This window comes from Rhodococcus sp. LMD, assembly GCF_056108245.1.
In genome coordinates this window covers 1,848,643-1,869,870 of record NZ_CM148557.1, presented here as the reverse complement: position 1 = coordinate 1,869,870, position 21,228 = coordinate 1,848,643, and the positions used below count along the sequence as shown (strand labels likewise).

Genomic DNA, 21,228 nt, shown 5'->3' with positions numbered 1-21,228 from the left:
GAGTCAAGCCTAACGGACCGGTCCCCGGCGCCGGCGTCGCCGGGGACGGCCGGCGTCGTCGTGACGCAGCGACGGCACCGCCGTGACGACCAGCGCGAACACCAGTCCACCCGCCATGAGCAGTACGACGGCCCGCCGGTCGAGCAGCGAGGAACCGACGGCCCCGAACGCAAGCACCCCGACCCACAGGTAGATCAACAGCACCACCCGGCGGTGCGAGTGCCCGATCTGCAGCAGTCGATGGTGCAGGTGCATCTTGTCCGGGCTGAACGGGCTGACCCCGGCCCGGGTGCGCCGGACGACCGCCAGCAGCAGGTCGAGGATGGGGATGAACATGACCGCCCCCACGAGGATCAGCGGGGAGAGCAGGCCGAGCAGGTCGCGGGTGCCGTAGGCCGCCAAGGGGATGCGTCCCGACGCGCTCGTCGAGATCGCCGCCAGCATCAGGCCGATCAGCATCGATCCGGAGTCGCCCATGAAGATCCGGGCCGGCTGGAAGTTGTGCGGCAGGAAGCCGAGGCAGGCTCCCGCGAGGGCCGCGGCGATCAGGGCGGGCGGATACGCCCCCACATCCCCGCCCTGATCGTGCAGCAGCCCGACGGAGAACACACAGATCGCGACGGCCGCGATCAGCCCGAGACCGGCCGCGAGACCGTCGAGACCGTCGACGAAGTTCATCGCGTTGATCATCACCACCGCAACCAGGACGGTGAACAGTCCCGCCTGCAGCTGGTCGAGGATGAGGGTGCTGCCACCGAAGGGCTCGTAGATGACGATCCAGCTCACGCCCATGACGACGAGCACGCCCGCCGCCGTGACCTGCCCGACGAACTTGGTCAGCGCGTCGAGTCCCCAACGGTCGTCGATGATCCCGACGATCACGATGATGGTGCCCGAGACCAGCGCCGCTCCCATGTCGGGGGTGTACTCGAACCCTCGGGTCAGGGCGGGCAGTTGCTGGGCGAACAGCAGGCCCGCCACCAAGCCGAAGTACATTCCGACGCCGCCCAGCCGCGGTGTCGGCTGCACATGCACGTCCCGGTCCCGGGGCACCGCGACGGCGCCGAACCGGATCGCGGCGATCCGCACGGCCCCCGTCGAGAGGAAGGTGACGACCGCGGCGGTGAGGAGCACGAGCAACAGCTCGCGGATGGGCACGCCGGCGCCGCGGCCCGATTGGGCCAGCACCAGGGATGCCGTGTCGGCGACAGTCACTTCGTCCGGTCCCCGCCGTCACTCCCCGCCGGTACGCAGCTGCGCCGGATCCTCGCCCAGCACCTCCGCGATGTCCTCGACCGCCACGGCCCCCTCGCGCAGCACGCGCGGACGATCGGCGGTCAGGTCGACGATGGTGGAGGCGACGGCGTGTTCGGCCGGGCCGCCGTCGAGGTACACGCTGGCCGATCCGCCGAGCTGGGCGCGCGCCTCGTCCACCGTGGTGGCCGGCGGCCGGCCGGAGACGTTCGCGCTCGACACCGCCAGGGGGCCCACCTCGCGCAGCAGCTCGAGCACCACGGGGTGCAGTGGCATGCGCAGCATCACGGTGCCGCGCGTATCCCCCAGGTCCCACGCGAGCGAGGGAGCTTGGTGCACAACAAGACTCAGACCGCCGGGCCAGAACGCGCGGATCAGTTCCCGCGCCTGCGGGCGGACGGTGTTCACCAGGCCGTCGATCGTGTTCCACGACCCGACGAGCACCGGCACCGGCATGTCCCGGCCCCGGCCCTTGGCACGCAGCAGGCCGGTCACCGCATCGCTGTCGAAGGCATCCGCCGCGAGCCCGTACACCGTGTCGGTGGGGACGACGACGAGCCTGCCGGCCTTCAGCGCGCCCTTGGCGGCCGTCAGGCCGGCGGCCCGGGAATCGGGGCTGTTGCAGTCGTAGACAGTGCTCACGGGTTCATCCTTCCACTGCGGCGAACGAGTCCGGCATCACACACCGGACTCCCCCTGCGCTCGGGCACGTCGCGCCTCCACGTCGGTCGGGACCCGGCGGGCGACGACGAACCGCGGCCGCCCCGCCAGATCCGGGTGCTCGGTCACCTCACCGAACACGCGGCGCTGCGCGAACAGCTCCGCGACCAGGGGCCCGTTGGTGTCGTCGTGCTCGATGCCGACCGCACCGCCGATGCGCAGCCACCGGGCGATGTTCGCGACCATCGGTTTGATCACCGACAGCCCGTCCGGGCCGCCGAACAGCGCCGAGTGCGGATCGTGCTCGATCACCTCGGGCGGGAGGTCGGTGCCCTCGGGGATGTAGGGCGGGTTCGACACCACGACGTCGACCCGGCCCTCGAGGGCGGTGAGCAGGTTGCGGTCCGTCACGTCTCCCTGATGCAGGAGGATCGGCGTGTCTCCTGCCGCCGCGCAGCGTTCCGCGTTCCGCCGCGCCCAGGCGAGGGCATGGGGCTCGAGTTCGACCGCGTGCACGATCGCGTCGGGCCGGGCGTGCGCGATCGCCAGCGCGAGGGCGCCCGAGCCGGTGCACAGGTCGAGCACGACCGGCGGATTCTCCTGCAGGCCCTCGAGGTGCGCCAGGGCCCAGGCCAGCAGTAGTTCGGTTTCGGGTCGCGGGACGAAGACGCCGGGACCCACCTCGATGTCGATCTCCCCCATTCCCGTGCTGCCGGTGATGTACTGCAACGGGATCCGCTTGGCGCGCTGCGCGATCATCGCCCGGTACGCGTCGACCATGGCCGGGTCGACGAGCGGCACGAGCCCGAGACGGGTGCGCTCGATGCCGAGCAGGTGCGCGGCGAGCAGTTCGGCGTCCACACGCGGACTGGGGACACCGGCTTCCTCGAGCACCGACACCGCTTCGAGGATCGCCAGGCGCAGGGGTTGACGAGTCACGGCGTACAGACTGCCATGCCGGTCACGCGACGGAAACGGACAGGTCACTCATCGGGTCGGTGTACGGCATGATCGGAATCGTCCGATTCGGACCAGGACTACGGAACTACGGAGAGGATCTTCCTGTGACGAAGTCGAAATTCACGGTTCGGGCAGCGTCCGTCGTCGCATTCGGTGCCGCCGGCGCCCTCGCGGCGCCCGGACTCGCGTCCGCGTCGCCGATCGACGTCCAACCCACCCCGCTGCTCTGCAGCTACGTCGCGCCGGTCCACAGCGTGACCGAGACGGACAGCGAGGCCCTCGAGGAGGGTCAGCTGTTCTTCGCGGTCGGCGAGCAGAAGGCGCAGAACGGGCAGCTCAACTGGGTCAACACGGCCACCTGGCAGACCGGGGGCGCCTCGTTGACCGCGTCGCCGCAGAGCAGCGAGGTTCCGGTCGCGCTCCTGAACACGGGGCCCGGCACGGTCGTGTCCGCCGTGTGGGGACCGCACCGGAACGCGAAGGGTGAGAACTGCTTCCTGCTTCCCGGCATCGACATCTCGCAGGTGCCCGGGGACGACGACCCGGGTGACGAGCCCGGCGAGCCCGCTCCGTAACGGACCGGTACCCGGCTCACGCGTCATTCCGCCGTGAGCCGGGCCTCCCGGTCGGCCGTGCCCAGTGCATCGAGCAGGGCGTCCATGTCGCCGTCGAGCACCGCGTCGAGGTTGTGGGCCTTGAAGCCGATGCGGTGATCGGTGATCCGGTTCTCGGGGAAGTTGTAGGTGCGGATGCGTTCGGAGCGGTCCACCGTGCGCACCTGGCTGGCCCGTCCCGCAGACGCCTCCGCCTCGGCGGCCTCCTCCGCCGCCGCCTGCAGCCGCGCGGCGAGGACCTGCATCGCCCGCGCCTTGTTCTGCAGCTGGGACCGCTCGTTCTGGCAGGTGACGACGATGCCCGTGGGCAGGTGCGTGATGCGCACCGCCGAGTCGGTGGTGTTGACGCCCTGACCGCCCTTGCCGGAGGAGCGGTACACGTCGATGCGCAGATCCGACTCGTCGATCTGGACTTGCTCCACCTCGTCCGGCTCGGGATAGATGAACACGCCGGCCGCGGAGGTGTGCACGCGGCCCTGGGACTCGGTGACGGGGACGCGCTGGACACGATGCACCCCGCCCTCGAACTTCAGGCGGGACCAGACACCGTCACGCACATCGCTCTTCGACTTGATCGACAGCGTCGCGTCCTTGTAGCCGCCGAGATCGGAGATGGTCGCGCCGAGGACCTCCACGCGCCAGCCGGCGCGTTCCGCGTACCGGATGTACATGCGGGCGAGGTCGGCGGCGAACAGCGCGGATTCCTCCCCGCCCTCCCCCGACTTGACCTCGAGCACGACGTCGTCCCCGTCGTGCGGGTCGCGGGGGGCGAGCAGGTCGGTGAGGGCCTTGTCGAGCTCGCCGACGCGTTCTTCGAGAGCCGGCACCTCGGCGGCGAACGCGGCGTCGTCCGCGGCCAGTTCCCGCGCGGCCTCGAGATCGTCGCGCGCGGCCCGCAGCTTGGTGTAGGTGGCCATGACGGGAGCGAGCTCGGCGAACCGCTTGCCGACCCTGCGCGCCGCCGCCGGGTCGTTGTGCAGCGCCGGGTCGGACAGCTGCTGCTCGAGTCCGGCGTGTTCGGCCAGGATGTCGTCGATGGCCGACGGCTTGGTCTGCCCCGCCATGTGATTCGCTCCACTCGTCCGTCGTGGCGACCCGTGCCGCGCACGGATCCGGAGAAAAAAAGCCGACGCCCGGCCTGTGACTGAGACAGAACCGGGCGTCGGCGAGACAGCTACTGGTCGGCAGCGGCCTTCTTGGAGGCGCGCTTGCCGTAGCGAGCCTCGAAGCGGGCGACGCGTCCGCCGGTGTCGAGGATCTTCTGCTTGCCCGTGTAGAACGGGTGGCACTGCGAGCAGACCTCGACGGTGATCCGTCCCGACTCCGCGGTGCTGCGCGTCTCGAACGTGTTCCCGCAACCGCAGACGACGGTGGTCGTCCCGTAGTTGGGGTGGATTCCTGCCTTCATGGTGTCCCTTTCGTGGCCGCCGGGTCGCCTCCGCGGATCGAAGACGTGAACCGGGACCGGACTGAGCTGTTCGATTATGCCAAACGCAGGCCCGGGACGAGAAATTCCGTCCCGGGCATGCGCCGCCGCGGCCGCGGCGATCAGTCGTCGAGTGCTCCCGGCGCCGTCTTCGACACCTGCAGGAGGAACTCGATGTTGCTCTTGCTCTTCTTGAGCCGGTCGATGAGCAGATCGATGGCCTGGTGCGAGTCCAGGCCGGAGAGCACGCGGCGCAGCTTGTGCACCACCGCGAACTCGTCGGGGCTCATCAGCAGCTCGTCCTTGCGCGTGCCGGAGGGGTTGACGTCCACCGCCGGGAACACGCGTCGCTCGGCGATCTTGCGATCGAGCTTGAGCTCGGCGTTGCCGGTGCCCTTGAACTCCTCGAAGATCACCGTGTCGCCCGTCGAACCCGTCTCCACCATGGCCGTGGCGATGATGGTGAGCGAGCCGCCGTTCTCGATGTTGCGAGCCGCGCCCAGGAACCGCTTCGGCGGGTACAGGGCGGTCGAGTCGACACCACCGGAGAGGATGCGGCCCGACGCCGGCGACGAGTTGTTGTACGCGCGGCCGAGGCGGGTGATCGAGTCGAGCAGGACGACGACGTCGCGGCCCTGCTCGACGAGCCGCTTGGCACGCTCGATGGCCAGCTCGGCGACCGACGTGTGGTCCGACGGCGGCCGGTCGAAGGTCGAGGCGATGACCTCGCCCTTGACCGAACGCTGCATGTCGGTGACCTCTTCGGGCCGCTCGTCCACCAGCACGACCATCAGGTAGCACTCGGGGTTGTTGGTCGTGATCGCGTTCGCGATGTCCTGCATCACCGTCGTCTTGCCGGCCTTCGGCGGCGAGACGATCAGGGCACGCTGGCCCTTGCCGATCGGCATGATCAGGTCGATCACGCGGGTGGTGAGGATGTTCGGGGTGGTCTCGAGCCGCAGCCGCTGGTTCGGGTACAGCGGGGTGAGCTTGTTGAACTCCGGGCGGCGCTTGGCGGCCTCGACGTCGCCGCCGTTGACCGTGTCGAGCCGGACCAGCGGGTTGAACTTCTGCCGCTGGTTGCCCTGCTCCCCCTCACGCGGCACGCGGACCGCGCCGGTGATGGCGTCGCCGCGGCGCAGGCCGTTCTTGCGCACCATGTTCATCGAGACGTACACGTCGTTGGGACCGGCCAGGTACCCGGAGGTCCGGACGAACGCGTAGTTGTCCAGGACGTCGAGGATTCCGGCGACCGGCTGCAGGACGTCGTCCTCGCGGATCTCGGGCTCGCGGGTGTCCCCCCCGGCCTCGCCGCGGTCGCGTCCGCGACGACGCTCCCGGAAGCGCCGGCCGCGGCGTCCGCGGCCGTCCTCGTCGTCGTCGCCACCCCGGCCGTCGCGGCCGTCCTGACGGGGACCCTGACCACGGTCCTCGCGGCGGCGTTCGCCCTGGTCACGCTGGCCGTCGCGCTGGTCACGCTGGCCGTCGCGCTGGTCACGCTGGCCGTCGCGCTGACCGCGCTCGCGGCGACCGCCGTCGGACGGTTCGGCCTTCTCCTCGGTCTTCTCCTCGGCGCGCGGCTTCTCGTCGGCTCGTGCCTCGGCGGCGTCCTTGGGTGCCTCGGTGGTGGCCGTCTCGGCGGCCTGGTCGCCACCTCGGCGACCGCGACGCTGACGACCCCGGCGGCCACCCTCGGCCTCGCCCTCGGCGGGCTGTTCCGCCGCGGCAGGCCGTTCGGGCGACGTCGTCGCAGCGGGCTGCGCCTGCGCCGACTCGGCGGCGGGGGCGGCAGTGTCCGCAGAGGCGGCGGTGTCGGCGCCGGCCGCGTCCTGGGCGGCACCACGGGCGCGACGAGTCCGGGCGGTCCGGGCGGGCTGTTCCGGCGCAGGAGCCGGCTCGGCGGCTCCGCCGCTCTGCCGCTCCTTGATCGCGGCGATGAGATCGCCCTTACGCATCCCGGAGGTTCCCTTGATGCCGAGTTCGGCCGCGAGGGTCCGCAGCTCGGCCAGCACCATGCCGGAGAGACCGGCACCACGCCGGCCGGCACGCGGTGCAGTCTGTGCAGGATCGGTGGCCTGCGCTCCCGCGGACGAATCCGTGGTATCGAGAACAGGCGTAGCGATCAGGTCCGTATCTGTCACGGAGATCCTTTCCTTCCCTCACTCGCGCCACGCAGAGTCGAGGGTTCGTTCCGCAGATCTGGCATCGATCTGGGATTGCCGTACGTGTTCACGGATCGAACGGTCGGCACGTCCGCCATCACGCCATCCTCCGGCAGATGCGGTCGGTCCGTCTCCCCGAAACGATGTCAGGAGAGGATCGATCCAGGATCGATCGCCCCGATGAATCTGGAGTGAATGCCCTGGAAAGCCAGCGACGGAAACGCACGACGTGCGGACTAAGCACAGAATAGCGACGAACTGTACGTTGAGCAAGGAGAACCCCCGGCCGTGTCGCCGGGGGTCGGCTCCCGACTCGACAGGCCCTGGGGCTCGGTCATACGACCTGCACGCCGTCCGCGACGTCGAGTTCGAGCACGGTCATGTCGTCCGCCTCCGCGGCCGCCCGCAGGTCCGCGGGGAGCGGCTCGGTCGTCAGGGCGAGCACCGTGGGACCGGCACCGGAGACCGCGGCGGGAATGCCCGCGGCACGCAGGGTGGCGATCCACTTGGTGGTCAGCGGCAGCGCCGGCGCGCGCTGCGCCTGGTGCAGCAGGTCCTCGGTCGCCGGCATCAGCAGGTCCGGCCGCTCGGTGAGGGCGACGACGGCGAGTGCCGCGCGACTGACGTTGAACGCCGCGTCGCGGTGCGGCACGAGATCCGGGAGCAGGCCGCGGGTGTGGGCGGTGGACGAGCGCGAGGACGGCACCAGCACGACGACCCGTATCGCCGGGTGGACCGCGAGCGGCACCGCGCGGTAGGTGCGTTGTTCGTCGCCGACGACCGACTCGCTCCACGACACGACCGCGCCCCCGAGAATGCTGGCGGAGGCATTGTCCGGGTGGCCCTCGAATTCGGAGGCGAGCTGGACGAGCTGCGACTCGTCGAGCACGCGCTCGGGCGCCACCTTGCGCACGAGCCCGTTGGCGGCCGCCAGACCCCCGACGGCGGCCGACGCCGACGAGCCCAGCCCCCGCGAATGCGGAATTACGTTGCGGCACAACACATCCAGGCCGTCCGCCCACACGCCGGCGGCTTCGAGGCCACGTTCGACCGCCCGCACCACCAGGTGCGACGGCCCCCACGGCACCTCTTCGGCGCCCTCGCCCTCGACGCGCACCTCGAGGCCCGATGCGGTTGTGGTGACGGTGATCTCGTCGTACAACCCGACGGCCAGCCCGAGCGAATCGAAACCCGGTCCCAGATTCGCACTCGAGGCCGGGACCCGGGCGGTCACGGAGATCCCGACGGGCAACGTCTGCGTCATGTCGTCTTTCCCAACGGAGGAGGGCGAGGCGGTCACTAGGCCAGCTCGAGCGCTGCGGCCACCGCGACCGGATCGACCGGGATCGGCTCCACCTGCGGCATCCCGAGCAGTGCCGTGTCGGGGTCCTTCAGACCGTTGCCGGTGACGGTGCACACCACCTTCAGCCCGGAATCGAGCCAGCCCTCCTTGCGGGCGGCGAGCAGTCCGGCGATCGAGGCGGCGGACGCCGGTTCGACGAACACGCCCTCGGTGGCGGCGACGAGCCGGTACGCCTCGAGGATCTCCTCGTCGGTGGCCGCCCGGAACGCACCCCCCGACTCCTCCTTGGCGGTCACGGCGCCGTTCCACGACGCCGGGGCGCCGATCCGGATGGCGGTGGCGATCGTCTCCGGGTCCTTGACGGGGGCACCGTGCACCAGCGGCGCCGCGCCCGCGGCCTGGACACCGAGCATGCGGGGCTTGCGGGTCGTGAGACCGTCCGCGAAGTACTCGGTGTAGCCACGCCAGTAGGCGGTGATGTTGCCGGCGTTGCCGACCGGCAGCACGTGCACGTCGGGTGCGTCGCCGAGCGCGTCGGCGATCTCGAACGCCGCGGTCTTCTGCCCCTCGATGCGCACGGGGTTGACGGAGTTCACCAGGCCGATCGTGGGGAACTCGGCGGTGGTCTTGCGGGCGAGCTCGAGGCAGTCGTCGAAGTTGCCCTGGACCTGGATGATCTTTGCGCCGTACATGACCGCCTGGGCCAGCTTGCCCATCGCGATCTTGCCGTCCGGGACCAGCACCGCGCAGCCCATGCCGGCCTTGACGGCGTACGCGGCCGCGGACGCGGAGGTGTTGCCGGTGGAGGCACACAGCACGGCCTGCTGGCCGCGGGCGAGGGCGTCGGTGACGGCCATCGTCATGCCGCGGTCCTTGAACGAACCGGTCGGGTTCAGGCCCTCGACCTTCAGATGGACCTCGCACCCGGTCAGTTCCGAGAGGTGAGCGGCCGGCAGCAGCGGGGTGCCGCCCTCGCGGAGGGTGACGGTCTTCCAGTTGTCACCGATCGGGAGCCGGTCGCGGTACGCCTCGATCAGACCCGGCCACGGGGTGTGCACGGGGGTGGCGGTGTTCTTCTCGGGCGCGCTCATTCGGCGGATCCCTCCAGTCTCAGGACGCTGGTCACAGCGATCACGGATTCGAGTTGGTCGAGCGCTGCGACGGTGTCCGACAGCGCCTTGTCGGTGGCGCAGTGCGTCAGCACCACGAGGCGGGCCCCCTCGCCGGCGCCCTCCTGGCGCACGGCGGCGATACTCACGTCCCGCTTGGCGAACTCGGCGGCCACCGCCGAGAGCACACCCGCCCGGTCCGCGACCTGCAGGTTGACGTAGTAGCGGGTGACGATGTCGCTCATCGGGGCGATCTCGAGGTCCGCGTACCGTGATTCCCGCGGTCCCCGGCCCCCGTGCACCCGGTTGCGGGCAGCCATCACCAGGTCGCCCATCACGGCGGACGCGGTGGGCGAGCCGCCGGCGCCCTGGCCGTAGAACATCAGGCGGCCCGACGCCTCGGCCTCGACGACGACCGCGTTGAAGGCACCGTTGACGGCGGCGAGGGGATGCTCACGCGGCACCAGCGCCGGGTAGACGCGCGCCGAGACCCGGTCCCGGCCGTCGGTGGTGATCCGCTCACAGATGGCCAGCAGCTTGACGGTGCAGTTCAGTGCCCGCGCGGTGGTCAGGTCGGCGGCGGTGATCTTCGAGATGCCCTCGCGGTAGACGTCGCCGGCGGTGACGCGGGTGTGGAACGCGATCGAGGCCAGGATCGCGGCCTTGGACGCGGCGTCGAAGCCCTCCACGTCCGCGGTCGGGTCTGCCTCGGCGTACCCGAGCCGGACCGCCTCGGCGAGCGTCTCGGCGTAGTCGGCACCGGTCTCGTCCATGGCCGAGAGGATGTAGTTGGTGGTGCCGTTGACGATGCCGAGCACCCGGTTCACCCTGTCACCGGCGAGGGACTGGGTCAGGGGCCGGATGACCGGGATGGCGCCGGCGACGGCCGCCTCGAAGTACAGGTCCACGCGCTTGGCCTCGGCGGCCTCGGCGAGTTCGCCGGTGTACTCCGCGAGCAGCGCCTTGTTGGCGGTGACCACGGACTTGCCCGAGTCGAGAGCCGCGCGCACGAGCTTGCGCGGCAGCTCGATGCCGCCGATGACCTCCACCACGATGTCCACGTCGTCGCGGGTGATCAGACCCTCGACGTCCGTGGTGAGCAGGTCCTGCGGGATGCCGCGGTCGTCGCGGACGGTGCGCACGGCCACCCCCCGCAGCTCGAGCGGCGCACCGATGCGCGCCTCGAGATCGGTGGCATCGTCGCGGATGATGCGCACGACCTCGGCTCCGACGGTGCCGTGCCCGAGCACAGCCACACCGATCGGGCGCTGCCCCGGTTCGCTGGTCACCGCTTCGGTCGTCACTCCGTAACCTCCAAGCTGAGCAGATCTTCCACGGTTTCCCGACGCAGGACGACGCGAGCGGCGCCGTCCTTGACCGCCACGACGGCGGGACGGGGCAGCAGGTTGTACCTGCTGGACATCGAGTAGCAGTATGCACCGGTCGCGGCGACGGCCAACAGGTCGCCGGCTTCGAGGTCGGCGGGCATCCAGGCATCGCGGATGACGATGTCGCCGCTCTCACAGTGCTTGCCGACGACGCGGGACACGACCGGCTCCCCGTCGCCGGCCCGCGACACCAGGCGGGCCTCGTACTCGGCCTGGTACAGCGAGGTGCGGATGTTGTCGCTCATGCCGCCGTCGACGCTGATGTAGCGGCGCACCTGGTGCGCGCCCACCGCGACGTCCTTGATGGTGCCCACCTCGTAGAGGGTCACGGTGCCGGGGCCGGCGATGGCGCGTCCGGGCTCGACGGCGAGGGTCGGCTCGGGCAGGCCGGCGAGCGTGGACTCGGTCTGCACGATGTGCCGCAGCTTGGCGGCGAGTTCCTCCACGGGGGGCGGGTCGTCGCTGGGCACGTAGGAGATGCCGAGGCCGCCGCCGAGGTCCACGATGTTCATCTGCGCGGTCTTGTCGACGCCGAATTCGTCGACGACGTCGCGCAGCAGGCCGATGACCCGGTGCGCCGCGAGTTCGAATCCGTCGACGTCGAAGATCTGCGAGCCGATGTGGCTGTGCAGGCCGACCAGGCGCAGGTGATCGCTCGCGAACACCTTGCGGACGGCGGCCATGGCCACTCCGCCGGCCAGGGACAGGCCGAACTTCTGGTCCTCGTGCGCGGTGGAGATGAACTCGTGGGTGTGCGCCTCGACGCCGACGGTGACGCGGATCAGCACGTCCTGCACCACGTCGAGTTCGCCGGCGACCGCGTCGAGCAGGTCGATCTCCGACATGGAGTCCAGCACGATGTGCCCGACGCCCGCGGCGACCGCGGTCCGCAGCTCGGCCACGGACTTGTTGTTGCCGTGCATGGCGATCTTCCCGGCCGGGAAGCCGGAGCGCAGCGCGACGGCGAGCTCACCGCCGGTCGAGACGTCGAGCGACAGGCCCTCCTGGTCGACCCAGCGCGCGATCTCGGTGCACAGGAACGCCTTCGACGCGTAGTGGACCTTCGCGCCCGGCCCGAACGCGGCCGCGATCTCCCGGCACCGGGAGCGGAAGTCGTCCTCGTCGACGACGAAGAGCGGGGTGCCGTACCGCGCGGCGAGCTCGGTCACGGGCACACCGGCGATCGTCATGACACCGTCGTCGCCGCGCCGGGCGTTGCGGGGCCACACGTTCGGGTGCAGCAGGTTCAGTTCGGCGGCGTTCGCCGGCCGCTCGGTCAGGCCCGGTGCGTGCGGGATCTCGGCGTGCCGGGGACCGGCGGGGTGCGCGTTCACATCCGCTCCGGGGCGCTGACGCCGAGCAGTCCGAGTCCGTTGGCGAGCACCTGGCGGGTCGCCGCGCACAGCGCGAGCCGCGCCGTGTGCAGCGGTCCCGGCTCCTCGTCGCCCTGCGGCAGGATGCGGCACGAGTCGTAGAAGCGGTGGTAGGCGCCGGCGAGTTCTTCGAGGTACCGCGCGACGCGGTGCGGTTCCCGCAGTTCGGCGGCCTTGGCGAGGATGCGCGGGTACTCGCCGATCGTGCGGATCAGCTCACCCTCGCGCTCGTGGTCGAGCAGCGACAGGTCGGCGCCCTCGGCGCCGAGACCGAGCTCCGCGGCGCCGCGCCCGATGGACGAGAGCCGGGCGTGCGCGTATTGGACGTAGTAGACCGGGTTCTCGTTGGTGGTGCTGGCCCACAGCTCGAGGTCGATGTCGATGCTCTGATCCACCGACGAGCGCACCAGCGCGTAGCGGGCCGCGTCGACGCCGATCGCCTCGACCAGGTCGTCGAGGGTGATGACCGTGCCGGCGCGTTTGCTCATCTTCACGGCGACGCCGCCGCGCACGAGGTTGACCATCTGCCCGATCATCACCTCGACGGTGTCCGGGTCGTCGCCGAATGCGGCGGCGGCGGCCTTGAGGCGGCCGATGTAGCCGTGGTGGTCCGCGCCGAGCATGTAGATGCACAGGTCGAAGCCGCGCGCCCGCTTGTCCTGGAAGTAGGCGATGTCCCCGGCGATGTAGGCGGCGTTGCCGTCGCTCTTGATGACGACGCGGTCCTTGTCGTCGCCGAAGTCGGTGCTCTTGAGCCACCAGGCGCCGTCCTGGTGGTAGAGGCTCCCGGAGGTCTTGAGCGTCTCGACGGCCTTCTCCACGGCACCCGACTCGAACAGGGAGTTCTCGTGGAAGTACACGTCGAAGTCGACACCGAACTCGTGCAGGGTGCGCTTGATGTGGGCGAACATCAGGTCCACGCCGATCGAGCGGAACACCTCGTGCCGTTCGGTCTCGGGCAGCGCGAGCGCGTCCGGGCGCTGCTGCAGCACGGCCTGCGCGATGTCGACGATGTACGCACCGGCGTACCCGTCCTCCGGCGCGGGCTGCCCCTGCGCCGCGGCGATGAGCGAGCGGGTGAACCGGTCGATCTGGGCGCCGTGGTCGTTGAAGTAGTACTCGCGGGTGACGTCGCCGCCCTGGGTGGTGAGGATCCGGCCGAGCGCGTCCCCGACCGCGGCCCAGCGGGTGCCGCCGAGGTGGATCGGGCCCGTCGGGTTCGCGGAGACGAACTCGAGGTTGATGCGGGTTCCGGCCAGCGTGTCCGCGTTGCCGTACGCGGCCGCGTGGGTGAGCACCTGGGCGACGATCGCGCCCTGGGCGTCGGCGGCGAGACGGATGTTCAGGAAGCCCGGTCCGGCCACCTCGGCCGACTCGATGCCGTCGGCGGCGGTGAGGGCCTCGGCCAGCCAGCCCGCGAGTTCCCGCGGATTCACGCCGGCCTTCTTCGCGACCTGCATCGCGACGTTGGTCGCGTAGTCGCCGTGCTCCGGGTTGCGGGGCCGCTCGACCGTCAGGGTCGCGGGCAGGACGGACACGTCGAGGTCACGCTCGGCGAGCACCCTCGCAGCGGTTCCGTGGAGCAGTTCGGCAAGGTCGGCAGGAGTCACGGGTCTCTATCCTATTGGCTCCGCCTCCCCCGCCGTGACGCCGGTCCGGCCTGTTGTCGCGGTCACCGCCCGGCCGCCGCGGGGACGTCCGCCCACCGTCCGCCCGTAGAGTTGACAGAGCACGCGCGGACCGAGCGTCGTGCGCCCCTCGTTGTCCATCCGTCGAAAGAGCACCCAACGATGCCCAGCGGTTCGGTAAGTGGCGGTCCCGGCAAGAAGTCCGGTGCCAAGTCTGCGAAGGCGATCAAGGCCGCCCAGAAGAAGAGCGGCGGTCGCGGCCTGCCCAAGCAGCGGCAGATCCCGTGGCTGCTGATCGGTGGGGTGGTCGCGGTGATCGCGCTGGTCGCGGTGATCGCCGCCAGCATCATCCCGAAGTACCAGGACTCCCAGGCGCTGGCGGCGTGGACGCCGTCCGAGTCGAATCAGGATCCGTCGACCGCGATCGAGGGGGTCGTGACGGTCGACTACCCCGCGGGCCAGCACATCGGGTCCACGCAGCGCGTGGCGTACGACCAGACCCCGCCGTTCGGTGGGCCGCACGACGCGATCTGGGCCACGTGCACCGGCACCGTGTACCCGGAGGCGATCCGCACCGAGAACGCCGTGCACTCCCTCGAGCACGGCGCGGTGTGGATCACCTACAACCCCGACCTGGTCGATCAGGCCGGCGTCGATGCGCTCGCGGCGAAGGTGGACGGCAAGTCCTACCTGATGATGTCGCCGTACCCTGGGCTCGACTCCCCCATCGCCCTGCAGTCGTGGGGGCATCAGCTGAAGGTGGACGCCGCCGACGACGAGCGGATCGATCACTTCATCGCGTCGCTGCGGCTCAACCGCTACACCTACCCGGAGGTCGGCGCGAGCTGCTCCACCCTGCCCGGCTCGTTCGACTCGAGCAGCCCCCCGCCGTTCGATCCTTCGACGCCGGGCCCGGACGCGGTGCCGATGGACGGCGGCACGGTGGACGGCACCGAGCAGCTGCCCGCCGACATGCAGGCCCCGGCGGGGAGCTGACGTGACGAGCGACACCGCCACCGCCGGCACGGGCCGGCGCACGACCGGCTTGATCCTGGGCCTGGTCGCCGCCGTCGCGATCGGGTTCCTGCTCGGATTCCTGGCCCGCATCCCGCTCGAGGACTCGCAGCCGGCGACGCCGGGCGCCGGCTCCGTCGACGTCGGGTTCGCACAGGACATGACCGTCCACCACAACCAGGCCGTCGAGATGTCCGCCGTGGCGCTGACGACGTCGGACGACCAGCGGGTCCGCAACCTGGCGTACGACATTCTCACCACCCAGCAGAACCAGGTCGGCCAGATGCAGGGCTGGCTGTCGCTGTGGGGGCAGCCGCTGCTGCCGGCCGGGGACTACATGACGTGGATGACCGAGGACTCCGGCCACAGCCACGGCGACGTGGGCCACGCGGACGGCGCCGCGCACACGGACGGGGCGGGGACCGCCCGGATGCCCGGTATGGCGACGTCCGAGGACCTGGCGAGCCTGCGTGGCGCCACGGGTCCGGAACTCGACGTGCTTTTCCTGCAGTTGATGCTGCGCCACCACGAGGGCGGGCTGCCGATGATGGAGTACGGCGCGCAGTACGCGGGCCAGCCGGCGGTGCGCACCCTGGCGCAGACGATGGTCGACACCCAGACCAGCGAGTCGGAGCTCATGACGGCGATGCTCGCGGAGCGCGGTGCGCAGCCGCTGCCCGTGAACTGACCGATCGGACCCGCACGAGGGGGACGGCCCGTCCGGGCCGTCCCCCTCCGCGTCTACCGGCCGGACCGGCCCCACTCCCAGTCGCGGATGTCGGGCATGTCCTCACCGTGGGTGCGGATGTACTGGTGATGCTCGACGAGCCGGTTCTTCAGGTACTCGCGCGCATACGCGGAGATCGGGTGCAGGCGCGGCACCCGGTCGACGACGTCCATGGCGAGGTCGAACCGGTCGATCTGGTTGAGCACGCACATGTCGAACGGGGTGGTGGTGGTGCCCTCCTCCTTGTACCCGCGCACGTGGATGTTGTCGTGGTTGGTACGCCGGTAGGTCAGGCGGTGGATCAGCCACGGATAGCCGTGGTAGGCGAAGATCACCGGCTTGTCGGTGGTGAACAGCGAGTCGAATTCGCGGTCGGACAGCCCGTGCGGGTGTTCGGTGTGGTCCTGCAACCGCATCAGGTCGACGACGTTCACGACGCGGATCCTCAGATCGGGGAACCATTCGAGCAGGATCTCGACGGCGGCGAGGGTTTCCATGGTGGGCACGTCGCCCGCGCAGCCGAGCACCACGTCGGGCTCGACCCCCTGGTCGGTGCCGGCCCAGTCCCAGATCCCGATTCCCTTGGTGCAATGGATGATTGCCGCATCCATGTCGAGGTACTGCAGCTGTGGTTGCTTGCCGGCGACGATCACGTTGACGTACTGCCGGGTGCGCAGGCAGTGGTCGGCCACCGACAGCAGGGTGTTCGCGTCCGGCGGCAGGTACACGCGGATCACGTCGGCCTTCTTGTTGACGACGTGGTCGATGAAGCCCGGGTCCTGGTGCGAGAAGCCGTTGTGGTCCTGCCGCCACACGTGCGAGGTGAGCAGGTAGTTCAGCGACGGTATCGGCCGGCGCCAGTCGATGCCGTTGGTGGTGCGCAGCCACTTGGCGTGCTGGTTGAACATCGAGTCGACGATGTGGACGAAGGCCTCGTAGCAGGAGAAGAAGCCGTGCCGGCCGGTGAGCAGATAGCCCTCGAGCCAGCCCTGGCAGGTGTGCTCGGACAGGATCTCCATGACCCGCCCGTCGGGGGCGAGACGGTCGTCGTCGGGCAGGATGCGGGCGTTCCAGGTGCGTGCGGTGGCCTCGAGGACCGGACCGAGCCGGTTGGAGTTGTTCTCGTCCGGGGAGAACACCCGGAAGGTGCTCGTGTTCTCGCGCATGACGTCGCGCAGGAAGGTGCCGAGCACGCGGGTCGATTCGACGCTGCCGGTGCCGGGCGCCGGGACCGGCACGGCGTAGTCGCGGAAGTCCGGTAACGCCAGGTCCCGCACGAGCGGCCCGCCGTTGGCATGGGGGGACGCGCTCATCCGCCGCTCGCCCGCCGGGTGCAGATCGCGGATTGCGGGCACGGGGGCACCGCTGTCGTCGAACAGTTCCTCGGGCCGGTAACTACGCAGCCACTCCTCGAGGATCTTGCGGTGGCCGTCGTCGTCGCGGGCATTGGCGAAGGGCACCTGGTGCGAGCGCCAGTACCCTTCGACCGGCAGACCGTCGACCTCCTTCGGTCCGGTCCAGCCCTTGGGAGAACGCAGCACGATCATCGGCCAGCGCGGTCGCTCGGAGACACCGTCGCGGCGTGCGCGGCGCCGGATCTCGAGGATCGCATCGAGGCAGCGGTCCAGGGCCGCCGCGAACGCCTGGTGCATGTGCTCGGGGTCGGAGCCCTCGACGAACACCGGATCGTGGCCGTAGCCGCGGAGCAGGTGCTCGAGCTCGTCGTGGTCGATGCGGGCGAGGACGGTCGGGTTGGCGATCTTGTACCCGTTCAGGTGCAGGATCGGCAGCACGGCGCCGTCCCGGCGCGGGTCGACGAACTTCGTGGAGTGCCAGCTGGTGGCGAGGGGCCCGGTCTCGGCCTCGCCGTCGCCCACCACGGCAGCGACGATGAGGTCCGGGTTGTCGAAAGCGGCCCCGTAGGCGTGCGACAGGGCGTACCCGAGCTCCCCGCCCTCGTGGATGGATCCGGGTGTCTCGGGGGCGACGTGGCTGGGAATCCCCCCGGGGAACGAGAACTGGGTGAACAGCCGCGCCATGCCGTCCGCATCCCGGGAGATGTCCGGATAGACCTCGCTGTAGGTGCCCTCGAGCCAGGCCGCGGCGACCGGTCCGGGCCCGCCGTGCCCGGGACCCATCACATACATCATCTCGAGGTCGCGGGCGGTGATCGCGCGGTTGAGGTGGGCGTAGACGAAGTTCAGTCCCGGGGTGGTGCCCCAGTGTCCGAGCAGCCGGGGCTTGATGTGCTCGGGACGCAACGGCTCGCGCAAGAGGGGGTTGCCCATCAGGTAGATCTGTCCCACCGACAGGTAGTTCGCGGCTCGCCACCAGGTGTCGAGCGCGGCGAGCTCCTCGCGGCTCAGCGGTCCGGTGCGGGTTGCCGTGTCGGGTCCTGCGTCCACGTACGGTCCTCTCCTGCAGGTGTGTGTCCGGTCTCGTGTCGAGCCTGCCCCGCGCGGATGGCCCGCGCCGGCCGTTCCGGGAAACACTCGCCGAAGAGTTCGTCTCCGGACGGCGCATCCGCGCCTGCCGGATGCCCGGCGAGGCCCCGGAGAAACCCGCTCCGACCAGGCGATGTGGCGTATCGCCGACAATGCGCTACGCTAACTCCCGCCCCACCGCGCAACCGGTGGAGTCCGGAACGCCCTCGTAGCTCAGGGGATAGAGCGCTTGCCTCCGGAGCAAGAAGTCGCAGGTTCGAATCCTGCCGAGGGCACCACGGAACGGCCCCGCGTCGCAGTGCGACGCGGGGCCGTTCCGTTTCCTGCGGTCCGGACTGCCGCAGAGCGGCGTGAGACCATGCGTCACGAAACACAGGCTCCTCACAACGCAGGGTGTGCGCGCCGGCCACGAGCGGAGCTCTCGTGTTCACGGTCCGGTGTCACCGACGGCTGCCCCTCGCGAGGACCCGCACAGCACCAGCGCCGCCGCGCTGAACAGTGACACCGCGGCGGTGACCACGAGCACCGGCCCCAGCCCCAGGCCGGGTATCACGGCACCGGCGAGGGCCGGTGCTGCGACCGAGCTGAGCGCTCCCACGACGAGGCAGGCCGTGAACGCCGCGCCCGCGCGCTCGGGTACCAACTCGGCGGTCCAGACCGCGAGCACCGCGGATCCCGTCATGTACCCCATGCCGAAGATGCACGCCGAGGCCGCGGTCGCGGCCACGGAGCCGTCGGCCAGCCCGAGCAGCGCCAGCGCCGCACCGACCGTCGCGAGGCACAGCGCGGCGACCCGGACGCTGCCCACTCGCTGCGCGAGGGCCCCGGTCGCCACCCCCACCATGCCGGTGAGGCCGACGGCCGCGTAGAGAGCCGGGACGGCGGCCGCCGGGAGGGTGCCGCGGTCCAGGACGTCGGCGGCATAGGTGAAGTAGACGACCACGACCGCGAAGTAGACCACGGAGTAGGCTGCCGGGACCCGCAGCGCTGCCACCAGCGAGGAGGCACCGGGTCGTGCCTCCGGGCGCGGGGCCGGCCCGGTCCGCGGCACCAGGCGCAGGTTCGCCAGGGCCGCGGCCACGGCGGCGAGGGCGATGCCGGCCCACACCAGGCGCCACGAGCCCACCGCGGCCAGGACGGCCAGCCCACCGAGCAGTACCAGTCCGCCGCTGGTGCCGGTGGTGATGATCGCCAACGCTCGGGGTTGCTGCCGCGCGGGCACCGATCGGGTCACGATGTCGGAGTAGGGCGCCCAGACCCAGCCGCCGGCGCTGCCGGCCAGGACGACACCGGCGGCGAGCAGCCCCGGGGACTGCGCGAGGGTCACGATCACCGCCCCCGCGGCGCCGCACACCCCGCCCACGGTCGTCGGCGCGCGCGACCCGCGGCGAGCGGCGAGCCGTCCCGCGAGCAACAGGCCGGCCAGGTAGCCCGCAAACGTTGCGCTGGCGATGAGGCCGAGGGCCAGCTCGGAGAGCCGCAGGTCTTCCCGGATGTCGGGCAGCGTCAGGCCGTAGGCGTAGCGGGCCATGCCGAAGGCGACCCCGACCACCGCCGCTCCGGCCAGGCCGATCCGCCCGCCTGGGGAGAGCGTCATGAATTCCCCCGCATGCCGTGGGCCCGGGCTACGTCACGGACCTTCGGCTGACTCCCGGGAGCGTCGACGATCACTGCGTGCATGCACCGACTCTCCCACGGCCGGATCAACCTCAGTCACCTGCGGCCGACGACCGCGAGACCGGGTATCAGCCCGCCGGATCCTGCTGCGCCGCCGCGGTGATCGGCGCCAGGTCGAAGTAGTCGCGCCAGCCGGCGATCTTGCCGTCGACGACCTCGAAGGCCCCCATCACCGGCAGTTCCACGGTCCGCCCCCCGAGCGTGAACACGTCGACCCGCTCGTTGAGCACCACACCGCCGTGGACGGCCTGGTGCCGGATGCGGAAATCGATGCCGCCGAACGAGGCGACGAACCCGGCGATGAACTCCTCGATCGCCGCGCGCCCACGCACCGGTTCCATCGGAATGTTGTGGTACACGGCGTCGTCGGTGAAGTAGGACGCGAGCACGGCCGGGTCGGGATCGGCCCAGCGGCGGCAGAATTCGGTGACGAGCTCGTCGGGGGTCATACGGTTCCTTCCGTCAGGCCCGGGCGAAACGCGCCGGGTCGGTGCCCGGGACCCGGCGCGCGCGGCCTCGCTCGATGAGGTGCCGCACGTGCGCCGACGCCTCGGACAGCGCCATCTGCTTGCCCGTGGGCGGAGTCTGGTCCCAGGGGCGGTACCACGTCATCCGCTCGGCAGCCTGCCACAGCGTCAGCTCCTCGTCGCCGAAGGCGGCGTACAGGTCGTCGAGGCGTCGTTCGTGGTGCTCGACAAGAGCGCCGGTGCGGGCCGCGAGGTCGTCGATCGGTTGCCGGTGCGCGGGCAGGGTGCGCCGCGCCGGGAGCGTGCCGACGGCGCGCAGCGAGTCGATGAACTCGCCGAGGGCGTCGCGTTCGGCAAGCGGGAAGTCGAAGTCGCCCACGTGCGGGGTCGTGGTGGCGAGGACGTGGTCGCCGCTGAAGAGGATGTCGTGCTCCTCGAGGTAGAAGCAGGCGTGGCCGGGCGTGTGCCCGGGGGTGAACACCGTGCGCAGGGTGCGGCCGGCGAGCGCGATCCGCTCGTCGGTGGCGAGCTTGCGGTCGGGGTGGACGTCGGGCTTGCCGGTCGCGCGTTCCCCGCTCGCCCGCTCGAGATAGGTGACGATCTGCTCGTCCGGGGCGCCGGCGCGGCGCCACTGCTCGGCCTCCCACTCGGCGTTGCCGTCGTCGGAGGTCATGAGGGCGAGCTGGCCGAAGTCGTCCTCGTGCATGCCGACCCAGCAGCCCGACGCCTCCCGGATCCGGCCGGTCAGGCCGACGTGGTCGGGGTGGAAGTGCGTGACGACCACTCCCTCGACGTCCGCGACGGAGGCACCGACGGAAGCGAGACCGTCCTGCAGCGCGGTCCAGGATGTGTCGTCGTTCCAGCCGACGTCGACGAGGACCAGTCCGCGCGGCGACTCCATCGCGTACACCTGGGTGTCGCCGACCGGCAGGTCGCCGACCGGCACGGGGATGCGGAAGATGCCGTCGCCGATGTCGCGGGCGTGGTCCATGGGTCCTCCAGGCACTAGATCGTTAGCTCGT

At 70.8% G+C, this 21,228-nt stretch carries 18 protein-coding genes and 1 tRNA gene; 4 read left to right on the top strand and 15 right to left on the bottom strand.

Annotation, left to right across the window (positions count from 1 at the left end):
* Positions 1-9: 9 nt before the first annotated feature.
* From ACWPQI_RS08770 to prmC, 3 genes are read right to left on the bottom strand one after another with little or no spacing between them, the layout of a single operon-like run.
* Positions 10-1,215 (bottom strand): MraY family glycosyltransferase, encoded by a 1,206-nt coding sequence (locus ACWPQI_RS08770; RefSeq protein ID WP_040275913.1) that lies wholly within the window; start codon positions 1,213-1,215, stop codon positions 10-12.
* Positions 1,216-1,233: 18 nt separating this feature from the next.
* Positions 1,234-1,896: an L-threonylcarbamoyladenylate synthase gene (locus ACWPQI_RS08765; protein ID WP_010595879.1), complete on the bottom strand. Its 663-nt coding sequence runs from the start codon at positions 1,894-1,896 to the stop codon at positions 1,234-1,236.
* A gap of 36 nt (positions 1,897-1,932) precedes the next feature.
* Complete coding sequence (gene prmC, locus ACWPQI_RS08760) at positions 1,933-2,853, bottom strand: peptide chain release factor N(5)-glutamine methyltransferase (protein WP_026138059.1); 921 nt, start codon at positions 2,851-2,853, stop codon at positions 1,933-1,935.
* Between the two features lie 125 nt (positions 2,854-2,978).
* Between prmC and ACWPQI_RS08755 the strand changes: the two genes are divergently transcribed.
* Positions 2,979-3,449, top strand: a complete 471-nt coding sequence (locus tag ACWPQI_RS08755) for a hypothetical protein (protein WP_010595877.1) — start codon at positions 2,979-2,981, stop codon at positions 3,447-3,449.
* Between the two features lie 23 nt (positions 3,450-3,472).
* On the opposite strand, the gene prfA is transcribed toward ACWPQI_RS08755, so the two are convergent.
* From prfA to argS, 8 genes are all read right to left on the bottom strand, one after another.
* Positions 3,473-4,552, bottom strand: a complete 1,080-nt coding sequence (gene prfA / locus ACWPQI_RS08750; RefSeq protein WP_010595876.1) for a peptide chain release factor 1 — start codon at positions 4,550-4,552, stop codon at positions 3,473-3,475.
* Positions 4,553-4,662: 110 nt separating this feature from the next.
* Positions 4,663-4,896 (bottom strand): 50S ribosomal protein L31, encoded by a 234-nt coding sequence (gene rpmE, locus ACWPQI_RS08745; RefSeq protein ID WP_010595875.1) that lies wholly within the window; start codon positions 4,894-4,896, stop codon positions 4,663-4,665.
* A 140-nt stretch (positions 4,897-5,036) separates the two neighbouring features.
* Positions 5,037-7,055, bottom strand: a complete 2,019-nt coding sequence (gene rho / locus ACWPQI_RS08740; RefSeq protein ID WP_072786324.1) for a transcription termination factor Rho — start codon at positions 7,053-7,055, stop codon at positions 5,037-5,039.
* 355 nt (positions 7,056-7,410) lie between these two features.
* Complete coding sequence (gene thrB / locus ACWPQI_RS08735; RefSeq protein WP_010595873.1) at positions 7,411-8,340, bottom strand: homoserine kinase; 930 nt, start codon at positions 8,338-8,340, stop codon at positions 7,411-7,413.
* A gap of 35 nt (positions 8,341-8,375) precedes the next feature.
* Positions 8,376-9,470, bottom strand: a complete 1,095-nt coding sequence (gene thrC / locus ACWPQI_RS08730; protein WP_010595872.1) for a threonine synthase — start codon at positions 9,468-9,470, stop codon at positions 8,376-8,378.
* On the bottom strand, positions 9,467-10,777 hold the full coding sequence (locus ACWPQI_RS08725) for a homoserine dehydrogenase (RefSeq protein ID WP_474738846.1): 1,311 nt from the start codon (positions 10,775-10,777) through the stop codon (positions 9,467-9,469). The genes thrC and ACWPQI_RS08725 overlap by 4 nt, the downstream gene beginning before the upstream one ends.
* 11 nt (positions 10,778-10,788) lie before the next feature.
* The gene (lysA, locus tag ACWPQI_RS08720; protein ID WP_040275908.1) at positions 10,789-12,210 is read right to left on the bottom strand and encodes a diaminopimelate decarboxylase; all 1,422 of its coding nucleotides are present in this window, start codon (positions 12,208-12,210) and stop codon (positions 10,789-10,791) included.
* Positions 12,207-13,859 (bottom strand): arginine--tRNA ligase, encoded by a 1,653-nt coding sequence (gene argS / locus ACWPQI_RS08715; RefSeq protein ID WP_010595869.1) that lies wholly within the window; start codon positions 13,857-13,859, stop codon positions 12,207-12,209. The genes lysA and argS overlap by 4 nt, the downstream gene beginning before the upstream one ends.
* Before the next feature lie 180 nt (positions 13,860-14,039).
* Between argS and ACWPQI_RS08710 the strand changes: the two genes are divergently transcribed.
* Positions 14,040-14,873, top strand: a complete 834-nt coding sequence (locus ACWPQI_RS08710; RefSeq protein ID WP_048772881.1) for a DUF3105 domain-containing protein — start codon at positions 14,040-14,042, stop codon at positions 14,871-14,873.
* 1 nt (position 14,874) lies between these two features.
* Positions 14,875-15,579, top strand: coding sequence for a DUF305 domain-containing protein (locus ACWPQI_RS08705; RefSeq protein WP_010595867.1), 705 nt, complete (start codon positions 14,875-14,877; stop codon positions 15,577-15,579).
* 53 nt (positions 15,580-15,632) lie between these two features.
* Here ACWPQI_RS08705 and ACWPQI_RS08700 read toward each other — a convergent pair whose 3' ends face one another.
* Positions 15,633-18,023 carry a phosphoketolase family protein gene (locus tag ACWPQI_RS08700; RefSeq protein WP_017682007.1) on the bottom strand — a complete coding sequence of 797 codons (2,391 nt, stop codon included), beginning with the start codon at positions 18,021-18,023 and terminating at the stop codon, positions 15,633-15,635.
* A gap of 241 nt (positions 18,024-18,264) precedes the next feature.
* On the opposite strand from ACWPQI_RS08700, the gene ACWPQI_RS08695 reads away from it, so the two are divergent.
* Positions 18,265-18,340: transfer RNA gene (locus ACWPQI_RS08695), tRNA-Arg, on the top strand.
* A gap of 149 nt (positions 18,341-18,489) precedes the next feature.
* Here the strand turns inward: ACWPQI_RS08695 and ACWPQI_RS08690 are convergent.
* The 3 genes from ACWPQI_RS08690 to ACWPQI_RS08680 all read right to left on the bottom strand — a co-directional run bounded on the left by ACWPQI_RS08690 (position 18,490) and on the right by ACWPQI_RS08680 (position 21,197).
* The gene (locus ACWPQI_RS08690; protein WP_017681714.1) at positions 18,490-19,659 is read right to left on the bottom strand and encodes an MFS transporter; all 1,170 of its coding nucleotides are present in this window, start codon (positions 19,657-19,659) and stop codon (positions 18,490-18,492) included.
* Between the two features lie 148 nt (positions 19,660-19,807).
* A complete protein-coding gene (locus ACWPQI_RS08685; protein WP_010595864.1) occupies positions 19,808-20,188 on the bottom strand; it encodes a limonene-1,2-epoxide hydrolase family protein in 381 nt (126 codons plus the stop codon).
* A 13-nt stretch (positions 20,189-20,201) separates the two neighbouring features.
* Positions 20,202-21,197 carry an MBL fold metallo-hydrolase gene (locus ACWPQI_RS08680; protein WP_010595863.1) on the bottom strand — a complete coding sequence of 332 codons (996 nt, stop codon included), beginning with the start codon at positions 21,195-21,197 and terminating at the stop codon, positions 20,202-20,204.
* Positions 21,198-21,228: the final 31 nt, after the last annotated feature.